The sequence below is a fragment of the Nonomuraea sp. NPDC052265 genome (assembly GCF_044547985.1).
In the GTDB taxonomy this organism is placed as follows: domain Bacteria; phylum Actinomycetota; class Actinomycetes; order Streptosporangiales; family Streptosporangiaceae; genus Nonomuraea.
The window spans coordinates 45,007-70,437 of the sequence record NZ_JBIUBJ010000004.1; the positions used below are offsets into that span (position 1 = coordinate 45,007).

A 25,431-nucleotide genomic window follows, 5' to 3' on the forward strand; every position below is an offset into this window, starting at 1 on the left:
CGCTTCAGGGGGCGGGGACGGGAGGCTGGGCGTGGCGGCGTACGGCGGCGGCGAACGCGCCGATCAGCGGGTGCGGCCGCCGCCCGTCGCCGGCCAGCTCCGGCTGGAACAACGTGCCGACGAAGAACGGGTGCCCGGGCAGCTCGGCCACCCGCACCATGCCGTCCTCGGCGTGGCCGGAGAAGACGAGCCCGTGGCCGGCCAGCGTCCGGCGGTAGGCGTCGTTGAGGCCGTAGGAGCAGCTGTAGGCCTCGACGATGGTGCCGGCCCCCATGATCTGCTCGATGCGCGAGCCGGGGGTCAGGCGCACCAGGCCCTCGTGCCCGGCCAGCGAGCACGACAGCGGCTCCACCAGGAACGCCTGGGCGCCGGGGTTGTTCTCGGCGTGGGCGACGTCCAGCCCGCACACGTTGCGGCCGTACTCCAGCAGCATGTGCTGGAAGCCGCCGCAGGTGCCCAGGAACGGGATGCGCCGCTCGCGGGCGGTGCGGGCGGCGTTGACCGCGCCGGCCTCGCTGGCGTACGGGTTGCTGAGCCGCCGCCCGGTGGAGCCGACCGCGGCCGGTGAGCGGCTGCTGGAGCACGCGGTGCCGCTGCTGCTGCGCCTGCGGGCGGCGCGCGCCGCCCAGCCGCGGTTGAGCGTGCTGGTACGCACCTGTGGCCGGGAGCGGCTGGCCGAGCTGCTGGCGGAGGGCGAGGCCGATCTGGGGCTGGCCGACGGCCTCGCCGCGCCCAGCGATCCGCTGCGCCTGCCGGAGTCGGGGCCGATGACCACGGTGGGGGTCAGCGAGGAGGACCTGGTGGTGGCGTTGCCGCCGGGGCATCCGCTGGCGGGCAGGCGGGCGTTGCGGCTGGCCGACCTGGTCGACGCCCGCTGGCTGCAGACGCCGCTGTGTCCGTTGCCGCGCCTGCGTGACCTGGCCGGTGACGGTTTCACGGCCGCGCTGGTCCATGAGGGCGACGACGTGCACACCGTGCTCAACCTGGTGGCCGCCGGGCACGGGCTGACGCTGCTGCCGGCCTCGGCCGGGCCGGGGGTGCCGCTGGTGGCGCCGCGCCTGGTGCACCGGGTGGAGCTGCTGCACGGCGCGCTGCCGCCCGGCCCGGCCACCGCCCTCGCCCAGGCGCTGGCCGGCCCACCGGCCTGACGGCACGGTCTGACGGCACGGTCTGACGGCACGGGCTTGACGGCTCCCGGCCGAGGGGGAGGGGTCAGGCGTGCCAGCCGGTCACGCCGCCCGGCACCGGCGCCGCCGGATCGTACGGTTCGCGGGTGAAGACGAACGTGTTGAGGTCGAGATGGTCGGCGGCCACGCGCAGCGTCTCGCCGGCGTAGTAGCCGTCCAGCCCCAGCCACGTCCCGTCGTCCTGGGGCACGAACCGGGAGGCGCGACCGCTGCCGTCCACCGGCGCCAGCGACAGCCCGCGACCGGGCAGCAGCCGCAGCGCGTACGGCTTGGGCCCCCAGTGCCACAGCCCGGTCAGCGCCAGCAGGGCGGGGTCGGCGGGGACGGGCTGCCATTCCTCGGGCAGGCGCGGCTCGTGCTCGTCGAGGATGTCGAGCAGGTCGGTGGTCAGGGTGCCGGTCATGCCGCTGGTGGTGTTGGCCATGAACAGCACGCCCACGCGTTCGGCCGGGTCGGCCCACACGGTGGCCAGGAAGCCGGGCATGGACCCGGTGTGCCCGGCCAGGCGGCGCCCGCCGGCGCGGGCCAGTTGCAGGCCGAGCCCGTAGCCGGCGGTCCAGGAGTCGCCGTCGGCGACGCCGGCCGGTTCGCGCATCTCGGCCAGGGTGTCGGCCGACAACACGCCGCCGGAGTCGCCGCCGACGAAGGCGGCCCAGCGGGCCAGGTCGTGCGGGGTGGACCACAGCTGCCCGGCCGGCCCCATGGCCACGGCGTCGTGCTCGGGCTCGGTCAGCACGACGTCGGCCCACGGGTGGACGGCGTAGCCGGTGGCGTGCGGGGCGCGGGGGCGGGCGGTGGTGGCGTTCATCTCCAGCGGCGCCAGCACCTCCTGCCGCACGGCCTGCTGCCAGCCGGTGCCGCGCAGCCGGGCCACCAGCTCGCCCAGCAGCGCGAACCCGACGTTGGAGTAGTGGTAGAGGCGTCCGGGCCGGTGTTTGACCTGGTCGGGGCCCACCCGCTTGAGCAGGTCGGGCAGGTCGAGGCCGGGGGTGCGCTCCCACCAGTCGGTCGGCGGCTCGGCGGTCAGGCCGGAGGTGTGCGACAGCAGCTGGGCGATGGTGACCCGCCCGGCGGGGGTGCCGGGCAGGTGGCGCTCCAGCGGGTCGGTCAGCGCGATCCTGCCCTCGTCGCGCAGCCGCATGACGGCCACGGCCACGATCGACTTGGTGATCGATCCCAGCCGGTACTGGGTGGCCGGGGTCGGCGGGCCGTCGCCGACGCGGCCGCGGCCGCCGAACCACACCGTCCGCCCGTCGCGGACGATCGCCGCCGTCAGCGACGGCACCCTGCACTCGGCCTGCTCGACGGCCAGCCTGCGCAGCAGCGCGCGGGCCGTCACCTGTCCCACCTGACTCATGGGCGACAGACTAGCGGCGTCGGGGGAGCACCCGGTGCGGACCTGCCGGCCAGGGTGCCGCGCGGTGGCCGGCGGCCGACCACGGCGGCCTCAAGGGGGGCGTTGCCCGGCCCGGCGCGGGAACCGCTTCGATCAGGACGCGCACGTCACGCATGGCCGGGCTCCCCGCCTGCCGGGCGGGGGTCGGTCGGCGGCCGGAGGCTGCTCAGCGGGTGGGGGCGTGGTCGAAGGTGTCGAGGATGAGCCGGCTGGCGTCCAGGTCGCGGGCGGTGGCGCCGAGCCGGGACACCTCGATGGGGCCGGGCCAGGTGTGGCCGCCGCCGTCGACCGTGTACAGGCGCACTGTGGCCTCCCGCGCGCAGGACCGCCACAGGCGCAGGCGGATGTCTCGCAGGGGGTGGGTGGTGGCGGGGGACGTGCAGCGCTGGGCGGCGGCCCAGGCGTCCATGGTCTGCTCGACGGGGGGCAGCACGACGAGCGCGGCCAGGTGTTGCAGGTCGCCGCCGGGCCTGGGGTGGCCGCCGGTGTAGGGGACCAGGCGGTCGGCGGTGCCGTGGAAGGCGATGATCGTGGTGGGCGCGGGGTCGCGGCAGGGCTGGGCGATGGGGATGCCGGCCACGGCGGCCACGCCGCTCAGCCGGCCGTCCAGGGCGCAGACCAGGGAGACGGCCAGGCCGGCGCCGTAGGACATGCCGGCGGCGAACTCGCGTCCGGGGTGGACGCATTGGCGGCGTTCGACCTCGTCGAGCAGGGCGGCCAGGTAGGCGGCGTCGTCGGGGCCGGCGGTGTGCGGCAGGGTCCAGGCCAGCCGTCCGGGGGCCGACTGGGGGGTGATGACGATGTAGCCGCGCAGGGCGCCGATCTGGGGCAGGCGGCTGTAGGCGGCCTGTTCGGCGGCGTCGGAGCCCAGGCCGTGCAGGTTGAGCAGCACGGGGTGAGGGCCGGGGGTGCCGGGGACGGCCAGCAGGTAGCGGCGGGTCAGGCCGCCGGAGGTGAGCTGGTGGGGGCCGGAGGTGAGCCGGTGGGCGGTGGCGGCGCATCCGCTGCTCATCGCGGCCCGATCCCGCCCTTGTGCCTGGTTCTGGGCCTGTGGGGGAGCCGAGGCGTGGGCCGAGGTCGGCGCGGACGGGGGAGCCGACGTCTGGGGCGAGGCCGGTGCGGACGCCTGCCCGGATTCTTGACCGCTTGCCGGGATCGAGGCGGAGGACGGGGGTGGCTGCTCGCCGGGCCGGGAGGTGGCCGCGCAGCCGGAGGGCAGCACGCCCAGCAGGAGCGTCAGCAGCGTTGTGGCCGTGGTGGTGGCGCTCCTGCCCATCTCGCCCCCCCCTGCGCGTGCCGATGGTCGTACCAGCAGTCTGCCCGCCACCGGCCGGTACGCGCGCACGCCGAGGCCGGCCGCCCCCGTGTGCCTGGGGGACGGCCGGCCTCGAGGCGGCTGGTCAGCACACGATGAAGATGCTCTTCCAGCCGACGGGGGTGCGCTGCTCGGCGTTGCGGTTGGAGGCCAGCTCGAAGTGCATCACGCCGCTGGCGTTGGGCTGGTTGTACATGCGGCCGCTCTGGCCGTCGCCGTACCACTTGTAGGAGCCGTGGTAGGGGATGTTGGACACGCCGCAGGCGTCGATGACGACCGAGCGGCCGGTGAAGCCGCGGCCTTCGTAGGCGACGTATTGGGAGGCGTACGCGGCGCCGGCCGAGGCGAGGACGAGCCCGGCGGTGATCGCGGGGACGAGAAGGATCTTCTTCAACGTGTTCTCCTTCGGGGTTCCTGACGAATGCCCACGGTGGGTAATCGTATGGCAACCCTTCGTGCACGTCGAGGCGTTTCCGCTGATGGCGAGGGCGAAGGTCCCCCCGGGGCGGTCCGGCGCAGGGCAAAAAGCAGCCGCTCACCGCCGCGCGGGTCGGCGGCGGTGAGCGGCTGGAAGTCGTCCCGAGGGGACGGGGGAGCGGAGGGGAGCGGGGGAGCGGTCAGGCCTTGGCGTGCAGGGCGCTGCCCTTCTTCCACTGCGAGAAGGGCAGCTGCCAGAAGCCCCAGCCGTTGTTCCACTCCAGCTTGCGGTCGGTGCCGGTGATGTCGACGACGTCGCCGCGCTGGAAGTTGTCGTAGAACCACTTGGCCTGGTCCGGGCGGGAGTTGATGCAGCCGTGGCTGACGTTGCGCACGCCCTGGGCCCAGACGTTGTCCTTGGCGTGGACGTACTCGCCGGAGTTGGAGATGCGCACGGCGTGGTCGATCATCACGTCGTAGTAGCCGGGGTCGCCCTTCTTGCGGCCGGGGGAGATCATGCGCACCGGGTTGCCGCGTTCCATCGTCAGGTGCACACCGGAGGTCGTGGTGTACTCGCGCGTGGTGGCCATGCCGGCGCTGATGCGCATGGTCTGCACGCGCTTGCCGTCCTTGTAGACGTACATCATGTGGGTCTTGGTGTCGACCTTGCTGATGACCTTGGCGCCGATCTTCAGGCCGGCGGAGTAGTCCTTCACGCCGTACAGGCCCTTGCCGGCCTTGACGCCGGTGATGCGGGCGTTGAAGGTGACCTTCTGGTGGGCGGGCCAGTACTTGGCGGTGCGGTAGATGACGGTGGTGTCGTTGATCCACCGCCAGGCGCCGTCCACGGGCTTTTCGGCCTCCACCTCCAGGGCGCGCTCGATGGCCGCCTTGCCCGTGACGGGCTGGTTGAAGGTGACGATGATCGGGGCGCCGACGCCGAGGGTCTCGCCCTTGGCGTTGGGGGTGACGTCGAGGACCTGCAGCTCCCGTTCGGGTTTGACCGTGGTGAAGGTGCTGGTCGCGGCGGTGGCGCCGGCCTTGGCCGAGACGTTGTAGTTGGTGGAGGGCTTCAGCGGCGTCCGGGAGACCCATGTGGTCTTGTCGGCGTTGAACTTGCCCTCGACCGTGTGGCCGTCTCCCTCGACGGTGACCTCCTCCAGCGCGCCGCCGGAGGAGGAGACCACGACCTTCTTGTCGGGGCTGACCTTGGCGCTGCCTTCGGCGGGGCTGATGGTGACGGTGGGCGCCTGCGGGGTGGCCACGGTGGTGGCATCGGGCGCTTCGGGCCCGCGCGAGGCGGCGTTGCCGCTCGAGCAGGAGGCCGTCAGGGCCGCCGCCGCCAGCAGCGCGAGGCCGGCGGCTGACTTCGTCCATGCGGGCGCAACGTTCAAGACTGTCCTCTCCCCCAGGGCGGCAAACCCACCCCAAAGACTTTAATGCTCCTGCATGTATGACGCAGAAGCATTTAGGAGAGTTCGGTCACATTTGCATCACTAATTGCTGTCAACCCCAGGTCAACCGGGGTCAACGCCACCATCAACCCCACGACCAGCGCCTGCCACAGCGCCGCGGCTCAGCTCAGCTCCGCTCCAGGCGGTGGGTCAGGCTCGTGTGCCGCCGCCCGGCGCCCTTGGTCCGTACGGCCTGGGCCAGCGCCCGCCGCGACCCGACGATCACCACCAGCCTCTTGGCCCGGGTGATCGCGGTGTAGAGCAGATTGCGCTGCAACATCATCCACGCGCTGGTGGCCAGCGGGATCACCACCGCCGGATACTCGCTGCCCTGACTGCGGTGAATGGACACGGCATAGGCGTGGGCCAGCTCGTCCAGCTCGTCGAAGGCGTAGTCGACCTCCTCCTCCTCGTCGGTGCGCACGGTCAGACTGTGCTCGTCGGGGCGGATCCCGGTGACGATCCCGACCGTGCCGTTGAACACCCCCGCCGCACCCTTGTCATAGTTGTTGCGCAACTGGGTGACCTTGTCGCCGACCCGGAAGACCCGCCCGCCGTAACGACGTTCGGGCATACCCTCGCGAGCCGGGGTCAACGCCTCCTGCAACGCCATGTTCAACGCCCCCGCCCCGGCCGCTCCCCGGTGCATCGGCGCCAGCACCTGCACCTCACGCCGGGCGTCCAGCCCGAACCTGGACGGGATACGCCGCGCGACGACATCCACCGTCATCGCCGCGATCTCCTCCGGCTCCTCACACGGAAACAGAAAGAAGTCCGACATGCCGGCCAACACCGGATGGTGCCCCGTGTTGACCCGATGGGCGTTGGTCACCACCCCCGACTCCTGCGCCTGACGGAAGATCTGCGTCAGCCGCACCCTGGGCACGTCCGCAGCCGCCAGCAGATCCTTCAACACCTCCCCGGCCCCCACCGAGGGAAGCTGGTCCACGTCCCCCACCAGCAGCAGATGCGTCCCGGGCGCCACAGCCTTGAGCAGCTTGTTGGCCAGCAACAGATCCAGCATCGAAGCCTCGTCCACCACCACCAGATCGGCGTCCAGCGGATTGTCACGATCGAACGTCGCCTCCCCGCCCGGCCGCAACTGCAACAACCGGTGCACGGTGGTCGCCTCGTGCCCGGTCAGCTCCGACAACCTCTTGGCGGCCCGGCCCGTCGGCGCGGCCAGGATCACCCTGGCCCGCTTGGCCCGCGCCAACGTCACGATCGACCGTACGGTGAAACTCTTGCCGCAACCCGGACCGCCGGTCAGCACCGCCACCTTGCACGTCAACGCCAGCCGCACCGCCTGACGCTGCTCGGCCGCCAGCTCCGCGCCCGTCTGAGCGGCCAGCCACCGCTCGGCCCGCTCCCAGTCGACGTCGGCAAAGGCCCGCAACCGGTCATGACCACTGTGCAACAACGACAACAACCCGCCGGCCAGCGACAACTCGGCCCGATGGAAGGGCGGCAGATACACCGCCGGCACACTGTTGTCCCCGGCCGGCACCTGCTCACGCACCACGCCCTCCTCGGCCGTCAGCTCCTCCATGCACCGCGTGGCCAACTCGGCCGGCACATCCAGGATCTTGACCGCGTCGGCCACCAGATTGGGCGCCGGCAGGTAGCAGTGACCGTCGTCGGCCGCCTGCGACAACGTGTACCGCAACCCCGCCTTGACACGCTCAGGACTGTCATGGGGGATACCGACGGCCTGGGCGATCGTGTCGGCCGTCTTGAACCCGATGCCCCACACCTCATCGGCCAGCCGGTACGGCTGCTCACGCACCACCGAGATCGACGAATCACCGTACTGCTTGAAGATCCGCACCGCGATCGACGTCGACACCCCGACCCCCTGCAGAAAGATCATCACCTCCTTGATGACCTTCTGCTCCTCCCACGCGGCCGCGATCATCTTCGTCCGCTTGGGACCCAGCCCCGGCACCTCCACCAGCCGCTGCGGCTCCTGCTCGATCACCTCCAGCGTCCCGGTCCCGAAGTGATCGACGATCCGCTCGGCCATCTTCGGCCCGATCCCCTTGATCAACCCCGACCCCAGATACCGGCGGATCCCCTGAACCGTCGCCGGCAACACCGTGGTGTAGGACCACACCTCGAACTGCCGGCCGTACCGAGGATGGGACGTCCAGCGCCCCCGCAACCGCAACGACTCCCCGACCTGCGCCCCCAACAGCGGCCCCACCACCGTCAGCAGCTCCGCCCCCGACCGCTCGGTCGCCACCCGCGCGATCGTGTACCCCGTCTCCTCACTGGCGAACGTGATGCGCTCCAACACGGCGGAAAGCTCGGTACCGACGACACCAGACGCACCCTCGCCCACCGCTCGCCCCTCCCACCGATTCGCCTGCGGTGCCAGGGTAAAGGAATCACCGTTCATGAGAACCCAGCGGCGGGGGAGCGCCGCCGTCGCGCAACCACGACTCGACCACCGACACCGTCAGCACCCACCCCGCCGGCACCCCTTACAGTGTCACCGGTGAAGATCCGCCACGCCCGCCCAGGCGACGACACCCTCGTCCTGACCATGTTCGACAGCGCCATCGCCTGGCTCGTCAGCCAGAACCGCACCGGCCAATGGGGCACCCGCCCCTTCACCGGCGACCCCCGCCGCACCCAGCAGGCCACCGACTGGCTCACCGGCGGCGGCATGCGCATCGCCGAGATCGACGGCCGACCAGCCGGCTGCATCGTCGTCGGCGACGCCCTGCCCTACGTCACCCCCGCCACCGAACCCGAGCTCTACGTCCAGGTCCTCGTCATCGACCAGCGCCACGCCGGCCGATCCGTCGGACGACGCCTGCTGCAATGGGCCTTCCAAGAAGCCCGCGACCGCAACCTCGGCCTCGTCCGCGTCGACTGCTACGCCGGCGACGACGGCCGCCTCGTCTCCTACTACGAAAGCTGCGGATTCACCCGCGACCAGCCCTTCACCGTAGGGGAGTGGCCCGGCATGATCCTCCACCACCGACCCTGAACCCCGGCCCAACCCCAGCCGGCCTCACACCAGCGACAACTGCGCCGCCCGCGGCCCCCGCCCCACCGGCTCCGGCGCACCACACCGCATCCCATACACCCGGCACAACTCCGCGATCTGCCCCGTAATCCGCCGCTCGTACCCGGGGGAGGGGAACCCCGCCCGATCGAAGAGCTCCTCATACCGCTCCACCAGATGCGGATGCGCCCCAGCCAACCACCGCAAATACCACTGCCGCGTCCCCGGCGGCAACCGCAACACCACCGGCTCCACCGCCACCGCCCCCGCACCCGCGATCCGCCGCACCGTCGCCGACAACTGATCAGCACCATCACTCAGCAACGGCAACACCGGCCCCATCAACACCCGGCACTCCACCCCCGCCTCCACCAGCGCCGACACCAACTCCAACCGCGCCTGCGCCCCCACCGCACCCGGCTCCACCGCCCGCCTGATCCGCTCGTCCACGAACGCGATCGACACCGCCACCCGCGCACCCGCCCGCGCCAGCACCCCCGCATCCCGCAACACCAGCGCACTACGCGTATACACCGTGAACGGCACCCCCGCCGCCCCCAGCGCCCCCACCACCCCCGGCATCAACCGGTACGTCTCCTCGGCAACCTGATAACAGTCACCACTCACCCCCACCGCCAGCGGCTCGCCCTCCCACCGCCCCAACTCCGACCGCAACCGCTCCACCACATTCGGCCGGACCACGATCCGCGAATCGAAATCAGCCCCCGCATCCCACCCCAACCTGCGATGACCGTCCCGCGCCCCACACCCCACACACGCATGAGCACAACCCCGATAAGGAGAGACCGCCCACCGCTCGGCGATGCCCGCACTCCCAGGCACCCGCTCGATCACCGTACGGGCCTGCGTCTCATAGAAACCATCACGCACCACCGCACGCCGCTCGATCAGCGGCCGCTCATCGACGGCCTCCACAAGAGCCAGCGCATCCCAACCCACCCGACCAGTGGAACACGCATTCGACTGCCTTTCAAGCCGAACCCCACCACTGGGCCGGCACACCCCCACCACCTCCACACCCCCAAGGAACCCCCCATGGCATGGATCCTGCTCGCCCTCGCCATCGCCTCCGAAGTCCTGGCCACCACCGCACTCAAACTCAGCAACGGCCTCACCCACATCGGCTGGACCATCGCCGTCACCATCGGCTACATCACCTCCTTCGTCCTGCTCGCCCGCGCCCTCAAACTCCACCTCGACATGGGCACCGCCTACGCCATCTGGTCCGGCGCCGGCACCGCCGCCATCACCCTCATCGGCGCCACCCTCATGGGCGAAACCCTCACCCCCCTCAAAATCGGCGGCATCCTCCTCATCATCGGCGGCGTCATCGTCCTCAACCTCGCAGGCAGCCACTGAACCCCGCAAACCACACCGAAAACCCGTTGAACGCCCCCCACCCCCTCCCTACACTGCCCCCCGTGCTCACACCTCGATACCCCATCACCACCCCCCGCCTCCACCTGCGCCCCTTCACCCCCGACGACCTCGACGCCCTCCACTCCTACGAATCCCGCCCCGACGTCGCCCGCTACCTCTACTGGGAACCCCGCGACCGCCACACCACCAGCACCCACCTCGACAAAAAGATCACCCGCCACACCCTCCACGACGAAGGCGACGCCATCGACCTGGCCATCACCCTGCGCACCACCGGCCGGCTCATCGGCAACACCCTGCTCATCTGGACCAGCAGACAACACCGCCAAGGCGAGATCGGCTACGTCCTGCACCCCGACCACCACGGCCACGGCTACGCCCCCGAAGCCGCCCGCCACATGCTCGACCTCGGCTTCACCCACCTCGGCCTCCACCGCATCACCGGCCGCCTCGACGCCCGCAACAAAGCCTCAGCCCGCGTCCTGGAAAAACTCGGCATGCGCCACGAAGCCACCCTCGTCGACAATGAGATCGTCAAGGGCGAATGGACCAGCGAAACCATCTACGCCATGCTCGAAACCGAATGGACCCCATGACCGTCCACCACCTGGCCCTGCAAACCGACTGGGAACACGCCCGGCAAGCGGGGGAGTACCGCATCTCCACCCTCGGCCACACCCTCGACGACATCGGCTTCATCCACCTCAGCCGCGACCACACCCAACTGCGCACCGTCCACGACACCTACTACAGCGCCGTCACCCAACCACTCCTCGTCCTCGACATCGACCCCACCGGCCTGGACATCCGCACCGAGGACGGCTACCCCCACCTCTACGGCCCCCTCCCGATCACCGCCGTCACCGCCACCCACCCCTACACCCCCTGACCACCCCTCCACCCCATCGTCCGCAACAACCGCAGCACATGCGGCGGCGTCCCCACCAACTGCGTACGCCCCGCCCGGCACGACACCACCAGCAGCCGCGCCCCCTCCACCCCCAGGAAATCCAGCCCGCTCACATCCACCACCAGCGACTCGTCGATCCGCCGCGCCCGGCCCAGCGCCTCGGCCAGCGCCGCCTGGTTCGTCGCGTCCACCTCGCCCACCAGCCGGATGATCGACGGCCCCGGCATCGGGCAGCACGTGATGCGCAACTGGTGGTCGACGTAGAGCAGGTGGGGGAGGGACACACACCCGAGGGGGTCCGGGGTATTCACGACAAAGCCGCCATTCCCGGGCTCTCACACGCCCGGTATCGGGAAGAGGGGAGTGGACCGTGGACCGTGCGGCCGGTGACGCGCGCCGGGACCGCCGCCCCCGGGACCGAAGCGCCCCCGCCGAGGCCGGAGGGGTTTCACGCCCCCCGTTCACACACCCGCACCCCGACAGCATAGAGCAGCCGTTCGACCGCCGTGCGTAATCACCGGGATCCCCGGAGCCGGACGACAAGGGCTTTTGCGGACGAATTACCCAAACCAAACAGAATCCACGTTCTGTACGGTTTGAGGGGTTTGTCCGACTAGAGGCGGTTCACGAAGCGGGAGGCGGCTCGCTGGCTCATGCCGGTCTCGCCGCGCACCAGGAAGACGGCTTCCTGGATCTGGCCGACCGCCTTCAGCTCGCGAGCCTGGTCCACCAGGTCGACGCTGGGATTGGGGCGGTTGCGGGGGCTTTTGGTCAGCCGGACGGCCAAAATGATCAGCCAGATGACGGCGGCGACGATGACGGCGGTGAGTGCGACGAGCCCGGCCGTCGAGGCCGCCAGGGCCGTCGGGGCCGTGAGGATCCGGCTGGACGTCGTCAGGCACGTCAGGGTGGACATGGCAGGAATCTGCCCGGCGCGTGACCGTTCATGCGGGGTGTTTTTGCCGGGTCGTGGCGGGTGGCTGGTTGCTCGATAATGAACATTATGTCAAGTAGACCGGATGGAGGCCCTCCTCCGCCTTCCGGTCACGGCCCGGAGTCGGGCGCGGGGCCGGCGGGCGTTGCCGGTGGGGTTGCTGTGAAGTTTTTTCCGGCGCCAACGGCCCTTCTGTGATCTTGGCGGGCGCATTGGGGATGCGGCGTGATCTGGGGTTTCGCGGTTCGCGGCGGGGCTCCCCTGGGTGCTGACGGGGTGTTTGACGCTGTGTTGATTCGCTGTCTTTGTCATGGTGGGTGGTTTTAGGGTAGAGCTCCTGCCTATTCGCTCAGCGAGAGGAGCAGCACGTGGGGAACGAATCGGTTTTATGTCCGGTGTGTCAGGGAGTTCTGCCCGCTTCGGGCAGGGAGGCGTACACCGCGTCGCGGGGGCGGTTGATCGTGACGAACGGGTACTGCGCGGGCGGGCACGCCGAGCGGCGTGCCGAGGCGGCCGCGGTGGAGCAGGTGGAGCAGACGCGGCAGGTGGCGCGTCCGTTGCCGGCGCAGTCTCCGGTGCCGTTGGGGCGGCGCTGAGTTCTTCCGGTCAGCGGTGGCCTGGGGTGGTGTGCCAGTAGTCGCGGGTCTGTACGGCCAGTCCGTCGGGGTTGAAGCGGGCGAAGACGCAGCCTGCCAGGGTGACGGGGTGGCCGTTGTCGAGGGCGTGGACCCGGAATTCGATGGCGGCCTGGTCGCCGTCGACGATGGGGGTGGTGAAGGTGACGTGGGGGTCGCTTTCGCCGGTGAAGGATTGGCGGATGTAGTCGGCGATGGCGTGTTTTCCGTGGTGGGGTGGGCGGAAGGGCATGCTGGTGTGGGTGGCGTCGTCGCTGTAGAGGGCGATGATGGCGGTGGTGTCGTGGTGGGTCCAGCCGTGTTGCCAGGTGTCGGCGAAGTGCTGGGCGGCGGTGCGGGTGTTCATGGGGACCATTGTGGGGTGGGTGTCCTCTGAGGTGGGGTTTCCTGGTTGGGGTTGAGATGTCTCCCCCGCTGGGACTTTTTCGGGCAAATCAGGGCAATGTGGGCTGCTCAGCGTAGGTGTCTGCGGTGATTTGTCAGCATCGGTGGATGTTTCATGTCAACATCTAGAGATGCCTGGGCCTTACGGGACTGCCGTTGACGCCGGTACTGGTGGTGTTCGTCCGCTCGCGATCGGTTGACGCCTCTCCCCTGCCCGCTGCCCCTTGACGTCCCCGCGAAGGAAGTTCCGCGTTGCGTATCCTGCTCCTTTGTTCCTCGTTCAACGGCCTGACCCAGCGTGCCTGGCTGGAGCTGCGGCGGGCCGGCCACGACGTGAGCGTCGAGCTGGCGGTCTCGGAGCACGCCATGGCGGAGGCGGCCGAGCTGGCCAAGCCGGATCTGATCATCTGCCCGTTCCTGAAGGAGCGGGTGCCGGAGGCGTTGTGGCGCGGGCACCGTACGGTGATCATCCATCCGGGGCCGCCCGGTGACCGCGGGCCCTCCTCGCTGGACTGGGCGATCGCCGAAGGCGAGCGCGAGTGGGGGGTGACGGCGCTGCAGGCGGTGGAGGAGATGGACGCCGGCCCCCTGTGGGGGTGGCGGACGTTCCCGCTGCCGTCGGAGCCGCCGCGCAAGTCGGCGCTGTACAACGGGCCGGTGGCCGACGCGGCGGTGGAGCTGGTGGCGGAGGTGGCGGTCAAGGCGGCCGATCCGTTGTTCGCGCCGGTGCCGCTGGACTACCGCTCCCCTGGTGTGACGGGACGGTTGCGGCGGCCGATGCGCCATGCCGACCGGGAGTTCTCCTGGGAGCAGCCGGCCGAGGAGATCGTGCGGGTGGTGCGGGCGGCCGACGGTTCGCCGGGCGGGCGGGCACGGTTGTGCGAGCTGCCGGTGCGGGTGTTCGACGCGCACCGGGGTCCTGAGCTGGCGGGGACGCCGGGCGCGGTGGCGGCGCGGCGTGAGGGGGCGGTGCTGGTGCACGCCGGTCAGGGGACGGTGTGGGTGGGTCATCTGCGCCCGGAGGAGGGCGGGGTGAAGCTGCCGGCCACGATGGTGCTGGGTGAGCGGCTGGCGGGGGTGGGTGAGCGGGCCGGTTACAGCGAGATCACCTATGAGCGCGGCGAGGACGTGGGGGTGGTGAGTTTCGACTTCTACAACGGCGCGATGTCGACCGATCAGTGCCGGCGGCTGGCGGCGGCGTTGCGGTACGCGGCGGCGCAGGACACGCGGGTGCTGGTGGTGCGCGGTGGTGAGGTGTTCTCCAACGGCATCCATCTGAACGTGATCGAGGCGGCGCGTCATCCGGAGCTGGAGGCGTGGATGAACATCAACGCGATCAACGCGGTGTGCCGGGAGATCGTGGCGTGCACCTCGCAGCTGGTGGTGACGTCGATCGCGGGGAACGCGGGTGCGGGCGGGGTGATGATGGGGCTGGGGGCCGACCGGGTGATCGTGCGGGAGCCGGTGGTGCTCAATCCGCATTATCGGACGATGGGGTTGTTCGGCAGTGAGTTCTGGACGTACGTGCTGCCGCGGCGGGTGGGGGCCGAGCGGGCGCTGGAGCTGACCGGGCGGGCGTTGCCGGTGGGGGCGGCCGAGGCGGTGGAGCTGGGGCTGGCCGATCGGGTGGCGGGCGGGTCGCGGCAGGAGTTCGAGCGGCGGGTGGTGGAGTTCGCTCATCGGCTGGCCCAGGACTCCTCCTATGAGGGGTTGCTGGCGGCGCGGCGGCAGGCGCGGGAGGCCGATGAGCGGCGCAAGCCGTTGGACGCCTACCGGGCCGAGGAGCTGGCGGAGATGAGCCGGGACATGTTCGACGATCGCAACGGGTTCCGGGCGGCGCGGCGGGCGTTCGTGGGGAAGGTGAAGGCGCAGGCCACTCCCCCGCATCTGGCGGGTCATCGGGAGCTGTCCGGCGCGTCGGACCCCTCGGTCCCGATCACATCTCATATGTGAGATATGGTCTGGTGCTGTGGCAGATGATTACCTTGTGAGGATCGGCCGGCTCATCCGGGACGCGCGTCAGCATCGCGGTTGGACGCAGCTTCAGCTGGCCGACGCGCTGGCGACCAGTCAGAGCGCGGTCAACCGGATCGAACGCGGCAACCAGAACATCAGTCTTGAGATGATCGCCCGGATCGGGGAGGCGCTCGACAGCGAGATCGTGTCCCTGGGGTATGCCGGTCCGATGCATCTGCGGGTGGTGGGCGGGCGCCGGCTGTCGGGCAGCATCGACGTCAAGACGTCCAAGAACGCGTGTGTGGCGCTGCTGTGCGCGTCGTTGCTGAACAACGGCCGGACGATCTTGCGTAAGGTGGCGCGGATCGAGGAGGTCTACCGGATCCTGGAGGTGCTGGCCTCGATCGGGGTCCGGGCGCGGTGGATCAACGAGGGCAACGACCTGGAGATCGTGCCGCCGGCCCGGCTGGAGCTGGAGGCGATGGACACCGAGGCGGCCCGCCGTACCCGTAGCGTGATCATGTTCCTGGGGCCGTTGATGCACCGTACGGGCGAGTTCCAGATCCCGTACGCGGGCGGCTGCGATCTGGGGACGCGTACGGTGCAGCCCCACATGTCGGCGTTGAAGCACTTCGGGCTGGACATCACCGCGACGGGCGGTTTCTACCACGCCAAGGTCGACGGCGGCGCGGCTCCGGCGCGGCCGATCGTGCTGACCGAGCGCGGCGACACCGTGACGGAGAACGCGCTGCTGGCCGCGGCCCGCCATCCGGGGGTGACGGTGATCCGCAACGCCTCCTCCAACTACATGGTGCAGGACCTGTGCTTCTTCCTGGAGCAGCTGGGCGTGCGGGTGGAGGGCATCGGCACCACGACGCTGACGGTGCACGGGCTGGCCTCCATCGAGCGGGACGTCGACTACTCCCCCTCCGAGGACCCGGTCGAGGCGATGAGCCTGCTGGCGGCGGCTGTGGTGACCAGTTCGGAGCTGACGATCTGCCGGGTGCCGGTGGAGTTCCTGGAGATCGAGCTGGCGGTTCTGGAGGAGATGGGGCTCGACTGCGACCGCACGGGTGAGTACTGGGCGGCCAACGGGCGTACCCGGCTGGTGGACCTGACGGTGCGGCCCTCCAAGCTGGTCTCCCCCATCGACAAGATCCACCCGATGCCGTTCCCGGGGCTGAACATCGACAACGTGCCGTTCTTCGCCGCGATCGCGGCCGCGGCGCAGGGCTCGACGCTGATCCACGACTGGGTGTACGACAACCGGGCCATCTACCTGACGGAGCTGACCCGGCTGGGCGCCTCGGTCAAGCTGCTGGACCCGCACCGGGTGCTGGTGGAGGGGCCCACGCGCTGGCGCAGCGCGGAGATGATGTGCCCGCCGGCGCTGCGCCCGGCGGTGGTGGTGCTGCTGGCGATGATGGCCGGCGAGGGCACGTCGGTGCTGCGCAACGTGTACGTGATCAACCGCGGTTACGAGGACCTGGCCGAGCGGCTGAACGCGCTGGGGGCGCGCATCGAGACCTTCCGCGACATCTGAGGTTTTCGTCGGTGGCTGCCGCTACCGTCTCTCCTGCAGGCAACATCATCTGCACGCGGCGTGGCCGGGCGGGGTGCCGTCCGGTGCGTCGCCGGGATGTGAGGAGGGGAGCCGGTGCGGCCCGCGGAGCTCGACAGGTTGACGGTGGGACAGGCGGCTGACCGCTACGTGGAGCTGGTGGTGGCCAAGACGTCCACGGGGGCGCTGTCCCCGGCCACGGCCGAGGTCTACGCGCGTGACGTGGTCACGCTGGTGGCGCTGGCCGGCGCGGAGGTGGTGCTGGACGACCTGACCGGCGAGGACGTCGATGCGATCTTGCTGGCGTTCGCGCGCAAACCCGACGCGCGGCAGGCGGGCCGGTCGGGGGCGGGGCAGTCGCCGTCCTCCCAGGCGCGGTTCCGGCGGTCGATCTCGGCGTTGTTCAAGCACGCCACGCTGGCCGGGTGGGTGCAGATCAACCCGATGACGGCGGCGACGGTGACGGCCAAGCAGCGGGGCGGGCTGCGTCCTGAGCGGCGGGCGCTGACGCGGGAGCAGGCCCAGGGGTTGATCGGGGCGGCCCGTCAGTTGCGGGAGGCGCCCGAGCAGGAGGGCAAGCGGCGTGACCAGCGCATGCAGTTGCGTGACGCGGTGATCGTGCTGCTGTTGTCGACGATGGGGCCGCGGGTGTCGGAGCTGGTGCGCGCCAACGTGGAGGACTTCTACACCAACGACGGGGTGCGCTACTGGCGGATCTTCGGCAAGGGCGGGCGTACGCGGGACGTGCCGCTGCCCGACGATGTGGCCGAGGTGTTGCAGGCGTATCTGGCGCGGGGGCGGGGGCAGGTGGCCGGCGCCGACGGTGACAAGGCGTTGCTGCTGTCGTGGCGGGGGCGGCGGCTGGCGCGGGGTGACGTGCAGGCGGTGATCGACCGGGTGCAGCGGCACGTCGATCCCGACCAGCGGCGTTCGGTGACGCCGCACGGGTTGCGGCACACCACGGCCACGCATCTGCTGGCCGACGCGGTCGACATGGACGCGGTGCGGCGGGTGCTGGGGCACAGCGACCTGTCGACGTTGGGGCGTTACCGGGACGAGCTGCCCGGGGAGCTGGAGGTGGCGATGCGGTCGCATCCGCTGCTGCGTGACAAGCCGTCCCGCTAGCGCGTGTACCGGGCCGACGATCGGGCGGGTGATCGGGCCGGTGATGGCGGCCATCGAGGCGGGCCCGGGCATGACGGTCGAGGGCGCCCCCGCCCCCGTACGCGCGGCCCTGCCGTCAGGTGCGGGCGGGGGTGGCGCGGACGGCCAGGCGGTCGAGGGAGATGCCCAGCACGTCGGCCAGCGAGGCGATGGTGAAGAACGCCGGCGTGGCGATGCGGCCGGTCTCGATCTTGCGGAGGGTCTCGGCGGACATGCCGGCCGCGGCGGCGATCTCGACGATGCTGCGCTCGCCTCGGGCCTGGCGCAGCATGTGGCCGAGCTGCTCGCCGCGCAGCCGCTCCTCGGGGGTCAGCGGGGATCGCACCATGCCGCCCACCCTACACCCCCGGGATACTTATACCGGTATTGTTATCGCCTCCAGGTCGGGGCGGCGGGTCAGGGGACGCGGGACACCTCGGGGAACCGGCCGTCGGGCTCCTCGAACAGGCGGGTCGCCTTCCCCCGCAGGTGCAGGTCGAAGAAGGCCCCGACGTAGGCGCGCTGGGCCGCCACCGACCCTCGCGCATCGATCGTCCCGACGAAGTCGGCGACCGGCACCCCGCCCCGCTTGCCGTCCCCCGCCTTGGGGAGCGCCGCCTTGGGGAGCGCCGCGGCGATCTGCGGCAGCAGCGCCTGCAGATCGGTGAAGGAGCCGTGCGCGGCGCCCTTGAACCGCAGCTCCCGCTTCCACCCGGTCGAGGCCCGCCAGAACGACGCCCAGCTCGGCTCGCTCTCCCGCGTGTGCGTCTCGGCCGCCAGCTGCAGGAACGGCCTGGCCACGCCGGTGGCGGCGACCGGGCCGACGTAGCCGCCGTCCAGGTTGACCCCCGCCTGCACCCGCCGGTCGTCGTGGACGAGCTGGGCCGCCACCGACCCGCCCAGGGACTGCCCCAGCGCCCCCACCCGCGACAGGTCGGGCGCCCCGCGCAACCCGGCCGGCAGCGCCGCACCGCCGATGGCCTCCCCCCGCCCCAGAACGGCGACCTGCTCCAGCACGAACCGCATGTCGGCCAGCCGCGCCCGCGCATGCCGCTCCAAGAGCCTGGCGATGACGCGCGGCGTCAGCTTGGACGGCAGAGGCAGCGCGCGCACCACCCGCCCGCCGGGGAACTCCACCTGGTCGGCCTCGTAGGTGTGATCCACCGTGACCACGAGGTAGCCGCGCGAGGCCAGGTCCTGCACGAGCGTCGTGCCCAGCGTGCGCGGCCCGCCGTCCCCGGAGCCGAACAGCACGACGGGCAACCTGCCCGCGCCGCGCTCGACCGGCGCGCCGGAACGCGCGGCGGTGGGGGTGGCGGCCCAGTCGACCGCCCCCTTGGCGATCCCCATGGGCGGCGCCGAACGGCGGTCCCAGTCGGCGGCGGCCAGGGGCGCCATGTGAGGGGCGAGCGGCAGTGTACTGCGCCGGGCCGGGTACCACAGGCTGACCATCAGCTCCCGGTACGGCTTCGATCGCACCAGCGGGTCGTGACGGGAGCGGTCGACCAGGCGCACGGCGACGGTCCCCACAGGGTGGGGGCCGCCGGGCGCGGGCAGGGTGACCGTGACCGCGGGCCGCGCCCGCTCCCCGTGCAGGGGCGCGGCGGCGGGCGCTAGGGCCAGGGCCGCGACGGCCAGATGGGCTGCGTACGTCATCACAGGCATGCCGATTCTCCTCCAACGAAAACAGAAAGGGGGTGTGCGCCGAGGCTGGCAGCCGGGCCCCCGACCCGGCCAGCGGCCCCAGGCTGACCTGCGGGTACGACTTTCGGATGAGGGGCCCCGACGTTCATCCTTGAGGAGGATGGGGGCCGCCGCGGCCCGGCCCTTAGGGTGGGCGCATGAACCCGGCCGCCCGCCTGACCACGACGATCCGATCGGTGCCGCCCGTGGCCGCCGACGGCCTGCTGGCCGCGGTGATCTTCGCGGTCACGCTGGGGCCCGGGCGGGTGGCCGAAGGCGGCCCGGTGGCGCTGGCGCTGCAGGTGGCTCTGGTGGCGCCGCTGGTGTGGCGGCGGCGCGCCCCCATGCTGGTCCTGTGCGCGATCGGCGCCGCGGCCGCCCTCCAGTGGGCCGCCGGCGTGCAACTTCCCGCCGACGCCGCGCTGCTGGTCGCCCTCTACACGGTCGCGGCCCACCGTCCGTGGCGGGCGGCGCTGGCCGCCGCGCTCGCGCTGGAGGCCGGGGTGGTGCTGGCCGCCCTGCGGTGGGCGCCGCCGGGCCGGATGCCGTTCACGGTGGCCGCGCTGAGCGCGATGTCGGCCGCCGCCCTGGCCGCCGGCCTGTGGACGCGGGCACGGCAGGCCTACGTCACCTACCTGGAACGCGACCGCGACCAGCGGGCCCGCCTGGCGGTCGCCGAGGAACGCGCCCGCATGACCCGCGACATGCACGACATCGTCACCCACAACCTGTCGGTCATGGTGGCCCTGGCCGACAGCGCCGCCTACGTCCACGACCGCGCCCCCCGGCAGGCCGCCGCCGCCATGACCCAGATCGCCGACACCGGACGCCAGGCGCTGCGCGACATGCGCCGCTCCCTGGGCGCCGGCCAGGAGGAGGCCGCCCTCCACCCGGCCCCCGGCATCGCCCAGCTCCACCCCCTGGCCGACCGCATGCGCGCCGCCGGCCTGCCCACCCGGCTGCACGTCGCCGGCGACCCCGCCGGCGTCCCCGCCGCCGCGCAGCTCACCCTCTACCGCCTGGCCCAGGAGGCGCTGACCAACACGCTGCGGCACGCCCCCGGCGCCCAGGCACACGTCCAGGTGCACCTGACCCCCGCGCGGGCCGACCTCCAGGTCACCGACGACGGCCACCCCACGACACCTCAGCCCGCCGGGCGGGGACTGGCAGGCATGCGCGAACGCGTCGCCGCCTACGACGGCACCCTGCACGCCGGCCCCGCGCCCGGCGGCGGCTGGCAGGTCACCGCCAGCCTCGACCTGGCCGGCCCGGACACCCCATGACGATCCGGCTGCTGATCGCCGACGACGAGGCGCTGCTGCGCATGGCCTTCCGCATGGTGCTGGAGGCCGAACCCGACCTGCACGTCGCCGGCGAGGCCGCCGACGGCGAACAGGCCGCCCGCCTGACCCGGCAGCTGCGGCCCGACGTCGTCCTCATGGACGTCCGCATGCCCGGCCTGGACGGCATCGAGGCCACCCGCCAGATCGCCCGCGACTGCCCCGCCTCCCGCGTGCTCATCCTGACCACCTTCGACCTCGACGAATACGCCTTCGCCGGGCTCAAGGCCGGCGCCGCCGGATTCCTGCCCAAGAACACCCCGCCCGCCGACCTGCTCACCGCCATCCGCAACGTCGCCGCCGGCGAGGCCGTCCTGTCGCCACGCGTCACCCGCCGCCTGCTGGAGAAGTTCGCCCCCCAGCTCACCCCCGGCCCCGCCGAACAGGACCGGCGGCTGCGGCAGCTCACCGCCCGCGAGCACGACGTGCTCGTCCAGGTGGCGCGCGGAATGTCCAACGCCGAAGTCGCCGCCGCCCTCCACCTGGCCGAGGCCACCGTCAAGACCCACCTCAGCCGCGTGCTGCTCAAACTCGGGCTGCGCCACCGCGCCCAGGTCGTGGTCTTCGCCTACGAGAGCGGCCTCGTCCGCCCCTCCTCATAACCCCGCTCCGCGCGCCGCACCGGCGCGGCGATCCGCGCGCTCACCTGCGGCCACACCACCGGCGGCGCGCCCCGATCCCCCAGCCGCTCGTACACGATCTCCACCCCGGCGGGCCCCACCCTCAGGCCCTCTCCCGCACCGACCGGAACTGTCGGCACCCCTGACTACCGTGACCGCATGGATGACAGCATCGTGATCACCGGCGCGCGCGTGAACAACCTCAAGAACCTGTCCCTGCGCATCCCCAAGAACCGGCTCGTCGTCTTCACCGGCGTGTCCGGCTCCGGCAAATCCTCCGTCGTCTTCGACACCGTCGCCGTCGAATCCCAGCGCCAGCTCAACGAAACCTACTCCTGGTTCATCCGCAACCGGCTCCCCAAACACGAAAAACCCGAAGCCGACACCATCGACAACCTCGGCGCCGCCATCGTCGTCGACCAGAAACCCGTCGGCGGCAGCACACGCTCCACCGTCGGCACCATGACCGACATCCTGCCCATCCTGCGCGTCCTGTTCTCCCGCTACGGCACCCCCAGCGCCGGCTACTCCTACGCCTACTCCTTCAACGACCCCCACGGCATGTGCCCCGGCTGCGACGGCCTCGGCCGCGCCATCCGCCTCGACCTCGACACCCTGCTCGACCCCCACAAATCCCTCGACGACGGCGCCATCCGCTTCCCCCTGTTCGGCGTCGGCACCTGGCAATGGCAGATCTACGCCCGCTCCGGCACCTTCGACCCGGCCAAACCCCTCACCGACTACACCCCCGACGAACGCCACCTCCTCCTGCACGGCAGCGGCTTCACCGTCGACGTCCGCGGCAAGAACGGCACCCTCAACAAAGTCGACTACGAAGGCGTCGCCGACCGCTTCACCCGCCTCTACCTCAAACGCGACCTGTCCGGCCTCAGCGACAAGACCCGCGATGCCGTCCTGACCTTCGTCACCGAAGGCACCTGCCCCCAATGCCACGGCGCCCGCCTCAACCAAGCCGCCCTGGCCACCACCATCGGCCCCCACACCATCGCCGACCACACCGCCATGGAGATCACCGACCTCATCGCCATCCTGACCGCCCTGCGCAACCCCGTCGCCGACACCGCCGCCACCGCCCTGCGCCGCATCGACCAGATCGGCCTGGGCTACCTCACCCTCGACCGCGAGACCACCACCCTGTCCGGCGGCGAGAGCCAGCGCCTCAAAACCGTCCGCCACCTCGGCTCCAGCCTCACCGGCATGACCTACATCTTCGACGAACCCAGCGCGGGCCTCCACCCCGCCGACATCGGCCGGCTCAACACCCTGCTCCAAGCCCTACGCGACAAAGGCAACACCGTCCTGGTCGTCGAACACGACCCCGACGTCATCGCCATCGCCGACCACGTCATCGACCTAGGCCCCGGCGCCGGCCGCCACGGCGGCACCATCGTCTACCAGGGCACCGTCGAAGGACTCACCCGCTCCGACACCACCACCGGCCGCCACCTGCGCGCCCACACCCCCCTCAAGACCGCCGCACGCCGCCCCACCGGCCACCTCACCATCACCGACGCCCACCTGCACAACCTCCACCACCTCACCCTCGACGTGCCCACCGGCGTCCTGACCTGCGTCACCGGCGTCGCCGGATCCGGCAAATCCACCCTCATCAGCGACGTCCTCACCGCCCAGCACCCCGGCGCCGTCACCGTCGACCAGAGCGCCGCCACCGTCTCGGCCCGCTCCAGCCCCGCCTCCTACATCGGCGTGCTCGACCTGATCCGCCGCCGGTTCGCCCGCGCCACCGGCACCCAGCCCGGCCTGTTCAGCCACAACTCCACCGGCGCCTGCCCCGCCTGCCAGGGCCGCGGCGTCATCCACACCGACCTGGCCTTCATGGACCCCGTCACCGCCGTGTGCGAAATGTGCGAGGGCACCCGCTACAACCCCCAAGCCCTCCAGCACCGCCTGCGCGGCCACACCATCGTCGACGTCCTGGCCCTGACCGCCGAACAGGCCACCGCCTTCTTCACCGAACCCGCCATCCGCGACCGCATCACCACCCTCGTCGACGTCGGCCTCGGCTACCTCACCCTCGGCCAGCCCACCTCCACCCTGTCCGGCGGCGAACGCCAGCGTATGAAACTGGCCGGCGAGCTCACCAAGACCGGCACCGTCCACGTCCTGGACGAACCCACCACCGGCCTCCACCTGTCCGACGTCGGCACCCTCATCGACCTGCTCGACCGCATCGTCGACGCCGGCAACACCGTCATCGTCGTCGAACACCACACCGAGATGATCAAACGCGCCGACTGGATCATCGACCTCGGGCCCGGAGGCGGCAAACACGGCGGCCGCCTCCTGTTCCAAGGCACCCCCGCCGACCTCCTCACGGCCCCCGGCTCCCTCACCGCCGCCCACCTCAAGACGACTCTCCCCTGACCGGCCACCACGCCAAGAGAGGGCGGGACGACAGCGCCGCCCTACGCATCCCCCCGCACCGGCACCAGCAGATGCGTCACCAGTTCCTCAGCCGGCGTGCACGCCGGATCGGACACGTACACCTCCCGCAGGGCACCGCTCACCGCCAACCCCCGCTCAGCACACCACGCCAGAACCGCATGCACAGTCAACGAAATCTGGTCATAAGACCCCACATGGGTGGCACGCGCGAACAACCCGCCCGGCAACACCCCCACCTCGACCCCGCCACCAGGCTCGGCCTCACCGTCCAACAGCAAAGCCACCCGAACCTCCACCACCTCCCCCACATCCACCGGAAACAACCCCACCAACCGCACCGGCCCCCACGCCGCCGGCAACCCGCCCACCAACCGCGCCACCGCCGCAGACGTAGCCCGTCCCACATCCTCCAACCCCGCCGCCCGCTCACCCACGAACGCAGCCCGCCACCCAGACTCCCGCACCAACGCCACCTCAGGCTCCGGCAACCCCTGCGCCAGCACCCGCTCCAACGACGCCAACGTCCGCCGCCGCCGCGCCAACTCCGCCTCCAGCGACACCCGGACCGACTCCAGCGCCCCCGTCTCCCCCGACAACACCCGACCCACCACCGGCAACGGCACATCCAACGACCGCAACAACCCGATCGACAACGCCTCCCGCGCCTGCCCAGCCCGGTAATACCGGTAACCCGTCCCCGCATCCACATACGCCGGACGCAACAACCCCAACTCGTCGTAATGCCGCAACCGCTTCACACTCAACCGCGCCAACCGGGCGAACTGCCCAATCGGCAGCAACTCCTCATCCACCCCACCAGAATGCCCCCACACAACCGACCACCCTCACGTAACGTCAGACCCATGACCCTGTCCATCGGCCAAGTCGCCAAACTGGCCGGCATCACCGTACGAACCCTCCACCACTACGACGAGATCGCCCTCCTCACCCCCAGCCGACGCACCACCGCCGGCTACCGCCGCTACACCGACAACGACCTCCTCCGCCTCCAGCAGATCCTCCTCTACCGCGAACTCGGCTTCCCCCTCGAAGAGATCACCGACATCCTCGACCACCCCCACAGCGACGAACTCACCCACCTCCACCGCCAGCACGAACTCCTCACCCGCAAAGCCCAACGCCTCCACCAGGTCATCACCAACGTCGAACGCGCCATCCACGCCCACACCCAGCGCATCACCCTCACCCCCCAAGAGCGCTTCGACATCTTCGGCGACTTCCACCCCGACAACCACCAAGCCGAAGTCCAACGCCGCTGGGGCCACACCGACACCTACGCCGAAAGCCGACGCCGCGTCGCCACCTACACCAAGACCGACTGGCTCCGGCTCACCGCCGAAGCCGCCGCCATCGACGACGACCTGCTGGCCGCCCACGAATCCGGACGCGCCCCCGACAGCCCCGACGTCATGGACCTCGCCGAACGCCACCGCGCCCACATCACCCGCTGGTTCTACGACTGCACGCCCGAACTCCACCGCCACCTCGGCGACCTGTACGCCACCGACCCCCGCTTCACCGCCACCTACGACGACCGCGCCCCCGGCCTGGCCGCGTACTACCGCTCGGCCATCCACGCCAACGCCCGCCGCCGTTGACGTGGCTGAGAGGTTTTCGTTCGTCTGGTCAGGTGA

General features: G+C 71.2%; 26 protein-coding genes. 13 read left to right on the top strand and 13 right to left on the bottom strand.

Going from position 1 to position 25,431, the window contains the following annotated elements; translation table 11 throughout:
* Nucleotides 1-4: 4 nt before the first annotated feature.
* Nucleotides 5-433, bottom strand: coding sequence for a hypothetical protein (locus tag ACIHAD_RS13735; RefSeq protein ID WP_397355389.1), 429 nt, complete (start codon nt 431-433; stop codon nt 5-7).
* 34 nt (nt 434-467) lie between these two features.
* Between ACIHAD_RS13735 and ACIHAD_RS13740 the strand changes: the two genes are divergently transcribed.
* Nucleotides 468-1,148 carry a LysR substrate-binding domain-containing protein gene (locus tag ACIHAD_RS13740; protein ID WP_397354729.1) on the top strand — a complete coding sequence of 227 codons (681 nt, stop codon included), beginning with the start codon at nt 468-470 and terminating at the stop codon, nt 1,146-1,148.
* Nucleotides 1,149-1,212: 64 nt separating this feature from the next.
* Here the strand turns inward: ACIHAD_RS13740 and ACIHAD_RS13745 are convergent, their stop codons facing one another.
* The 5 genes from ACIHAD_RS13745 to ACIHAD_RS13765 all read right to left on the bottom strand — a co-directional run bounded on the left by ACIHAD_RS13745 (nt 1,213) and on the right by ACIHAD_RS13765 (nt 8,065).
* Nucleotides 1,213-2,544, bottom strand: coding sequence for a serine hydrolase domain-containing protein (locus ACIHAD_RS13745; RefSeq protein ID WP_397354730.1), 1,332 nt, complete (start codon nt 2,542-2,544; stop codon nt 1,213-1,215).
* A 205-nt stretch (nt 2,545-2,749) separates the two neighbouring features.
* Nucleotides 2,750-3,859, bottom strand: coding sequence for a hypothetical protein (locus ACIHAD_RS13750; RefSeq protein ID WP_397354731.1), 1,110 nt, complete (start codon nt 3,857-3,859; stop codon nt 2,750-2,752).
* Between the two features lie 124 nt (nt 3,860-3,983).
* Nucleotides 3,984-4,292 (bottom strand): MiAMP1 family antimicrobial peptide, encoded by a 309-nt coding sequence (locus ACIHAD_RS13755; protein ID WP_397354732.1) that lies wholly within the window; start codon nt 4,290-4,292, stop codon nt 3,984-3,986.
* A gap of 223 nt (nt 4,293-4,515) precedes the next feature.
* Nucleotides 4,516-5,709, bottom strand: a complete 1,194-nt coding sequence (locus ACIHAD_RS13760) for an Ig-like domain-containing protein (protein ID WP_397354733.1) — start codon at nt 5,707-5,709, stop codon at nt 4,516-4,518.
* Between the two features lie 187 nt (nt 5,710-5,896).
* On the bottom strand, nt 5,897-8,065 hold the full coding sequence (locus ACIHAD_RS13765; RefSeq protein WP_397354734.1) for an ATP-dependent RecD-like DNA helicase: 2,169 nt from the start codon (nt 8,063-8,065) through the stop codon (nt 5,897-5,899).
* A gap of 201 nt (nt 8,066-8,266) precedes the next feature.
* Here ACIHAD_RS13765 and ACIHAD_RS13770 point away from each other — a divergent pair, with 201 nt between their 5' ends.
* Nucleotides 8,267-8,764, top strand: a complete 498-nt coding sequence (locus ACIHAD_RS13770; RefSeq protein ID WP_397354735.1) for a GNAT family N-acetyltransferase — start codon at nt 8,267-8,269, stop codon at nt 8,762-8,764.
* A 24-nt stretch (nt 8,765-8,788) separates the two neighbouring features.
* Here the strand turns inward: ACIHAD_RS13770 and ACIHAD_RS13775 are convergent, their stop codons facing one another.
* The gene (locus ACIHAD_RS13775) at nt 8,789-9,718 is read right to left on the bottom strand and encodes a radical SAM protein (protein ID WP_397354736.1); all 930 of its coding nucleotides are present in this window, start codon (nt 9,716-9,718) and stop codon (nt 8,789-8,791) included.
* A gap of 120 nt (nt 9,719-9,838) precedes the next feature.
* Between ACIHAD_RS13775 and ACIHAD_RS13780 the strand changes: the two genes are divergently transcribed.
* From ACIHAD_RS13780 to ACIHAD_RS13790, 3 genes are all read left to right on the top strand, one after another.
* On the top strand, nt 9,839-10,162 hold the full coding sequence (locus ACIHAD_RS13780) for a DMT family transporter (RefSeq protein WP_397354737.1): 324 nt from the start codon (nt 9,839-9,841) through the stop codon (nt 10,160-10,162).
* 62 nt (nt 10,163-10,224) lie between these two features.
* Nucleotides 10,225-10,779, top strand: a complete 555-nt coding sequence (locus ACIHAD_RS13785) for a GNAT family N-acetyltransferase (protein WP_397354738.1) — start codon at nt 10,225-10,227, stop codon at nt 10,777-10,779.
* On the top strand, nt 10,776-11,072 hold the full coding sequence (locus ACIHAD_RS13790) for a DUF952 domain-containing protein (RefSeq protein WP_397354739.1): 297 nt from the start codon (nt 10,776-10,778) through the stop codon (nt 11,070-11,072). The genes ACIHAD_RS13785 and ACIHAD_RS13790 overlap by 4 nt, the downstream gene beginning before the upstream one ends.
* On the opposite strand, the gene ACIHAD_RS13795 is transcribed toward ACIHAD_RS13790, so the two are convergent.
* Together ACIHAD_RS13795 and ACIHAD_RS13800 are read right to left on the bottom strand one after the other, a co-directional pair.
* Entirely contained in the window at nt 11,060-11,377 is a 318-nt protein-coding gene (locus tag ACIHAD_RS13795; protein WP_397354740.1) for an STAS domain-containing protein, read from the bottom strand. The genes ACIHAD_RS13790 and ACIHAD_RS13795 overlap by 13 nt on opposite strands.
* 329 nt (nt 11,378-11,706) lie before the next feature.
* A complete protein-coding gene (locus ACIHAD_RS13800; RefSeq protein WP_397354741.1) occupies nt 11,707-12,009 on the bottom strand; it encodes a hypothetical protein in 303 nt (100 codons plus the stop codon).
* 479 nt (nt 12,010-12,488) lie between these two features.
* Between ACIHAD_RS13800 and ACIHAD_RS13805 the strand changes: the two genes are divergently transcribed.
* Entirely contained in the window at nt 12,489-12,623 is a 135-nt protein-coding gene (locus ACIHAD_RS13805) for a hypothetical protein (RefSeq protein ID WP_397354742.1), read from the top strand.
* A 10-nt stretch (nt 12,624-12,633) separates the two neighbouring features.
* On the opposite strand, the gene ACIHAD_RS13810 is transcribed toward ACIHAD_RS13805, so the two are convergent.
* The gene (locus tag ACIHAD_RS13810) at nt 12,634-13,008 is read right to left on the bottom strand and encodes a nuclear transport factor 2 family protein (RefSeq protein ID WP_397354743.1); all 375 of its coding nucleotides are present in this window, start codon (nt 13,006-13,008) and stop codon (nt 12,634-12,636) included.
* A 290-nt stretch (nt 13,009-13,298) separates the two neighbouring features.
* On the opposite strand from ACIHAD_RS13810, the gene ACIHAD_RS13815 reads away from it, so the two are divergent.
* The 3 genes from ACIHAD_RS13815 to ACIHAD_RS13825 all read left to right on the top strand — a co-directional run bounded on the left by ACIHAD_RS13815 (nt 13,299) and on the right by ACIHAD_RS13825 (nt 17,688).
* The gene (locus ACIHAD_RS13815; protein WP_397354744.1) at nt 13,299-14,999 is read left to right on the top strand and encodes an enoyl-CoA hydratase-related protein; all 1,701 of its coding nucleotides are present in this window, start codon (nt 13,299-13,301) and stop codon (nt 14,997-14,999) included.
* Between the two features lie 34 nt (nt 15,000-15,033).
* A complete protein-coding gene (locus tag ACIHAD_RS13820; protein ID WP_397354745.1) occupies nt 15,034-16,545 on the top strand; it encodes a helix-turn-helix domain-containing protein in 1,512 nt (503 codons plus the stop codon).
* Nucleotides 16,546-16,659: 114 nt separating this feature from the next.
* Nucleotides 16,660-17,688 carry a tyrosine-type recombinase/integrase gene (locus tag ACIHAD_RS13825; protein ID WP_397354746.1) on the top strand — a complete coding sequence of 343 codons (1,029 nt, stop codon included), beginning with the start codon at nt 16,660-16,662 and terminating at the stop codon, nt 17,686-17,688.
* A 115-nt stretch (nt 17,689-17,803) separates the two neighbouring features.
* On the opposite strand, the gene ACIHAD_RS13830 is transcribed toward ACIHAD_RS13825, so the two are convergent.
* Together ACIHAD_RS13830 and ACIHAD_RS13835 are read right to left on the bottom strand one after the other, a co-directional pair.
* Nucleotides 17,804-18,055: a helix-turn-helix transcriptional regulator gene (locus tag ACIHAD_RS13830; RefSeq protein WP_357699799.1), complete on the bottom strand. Its 252-nt coding sequence runs from the start codon at nt 18,053-18,055 to the stop codon at nt 17,804-17,806.
* 68 nt (nt 18,056-18,123) lie between these two features.
* Entirely contained in the window at nt 18,124-19,371 is a 1,248-nt protein-coding gene (locus ACIHAD_RS13835; RefSeq protein WP_397354747.1) for an alpha/beta hydrolase family protein, read from the bottom strand.
* A gap of 176 nt (nt 19,372-19,547) precedes the next feature.
* Here ACIHAD_RS13835 and ACIHAD_RS13840 point away from each other — a divergent pair, with 176 nt between their 5' ends.
* From ACIHAD_RS13840 to ACIHAD_RS13850, 3 genes are all read left to right on the top strand, one after another.
* Complete coding sequence (locus tag ACIHAD_RS13840) at nt 19,548-20,672, top strand: sensor histidine kinase (RefSeq protein WP_397354749.1); 1,125 nt, start codon at nt 19,548-19,550, stop codon at nt 20,670-20,672.
* The gene (locus ACIHAD_RS13845) at nt 20,669-21,331 is read left to right on the top strand and encodes a response regulator (RefSeq protein WP_397354750.1); all 663 of its coding nucleotides are present in this window, start codon (nt 20,669-20,671) and stop codon (nt 21,329-21,331) included. The genes ACIHAD_RS13840 and ACIHAD_RS13845 overlap by 4 nt, the downstream gene beginning before the upstream one ends.
* Nucleotides 21,332-21,508: 177 nt before the next feature.
* Nucleotides 21,509-23,755, top strand: coding sequence for an ATP-binding cassette domain-containing protein (locus tag ACIHAD_RS13850; RefSeq protein ID WP_397354751.1), 2,247 nt, complete (start codon nt 21,509-21,511; stop codon nt 23,753-23,755).
* Nucleotides 23,756-23,796: 41 nt separating this feature from the next.
* Here ACIHAD_RS13850 and ACIHAD_RS13855 read toward each other — a convergent pair whose 3' ends face one another.
* Entirely contained in the window at nt 23,797-24,588 is a 792-nt protein-coding gene (locus tag ACIHAD_RS13855; protein ID WP_397354752.1) for a MerR family transcriptional regulator, read from the bottom strand.
* Between the two features lie 51 nt (nt 24,589-24,639).
* Here ACIHAD_RS13855 and ACIHAD_RS13860 point away from each other — a divergent pair, with 51 nt between their 5' ends.
* Nucleotides 24,640-25,395 (top strand): MerR family transcriptional regulator, encoded by a 756-nt coding sequence (locus ACIHAD_RS13860; protein ID WP_397354753.1) that lies wholly within the window; start codon nt 24,640-24,642, stop codon nt 25,393-25,395.
* The last annotated feature ends 36 nt before the right edge of the window (nt 25,396-25,431 follow it).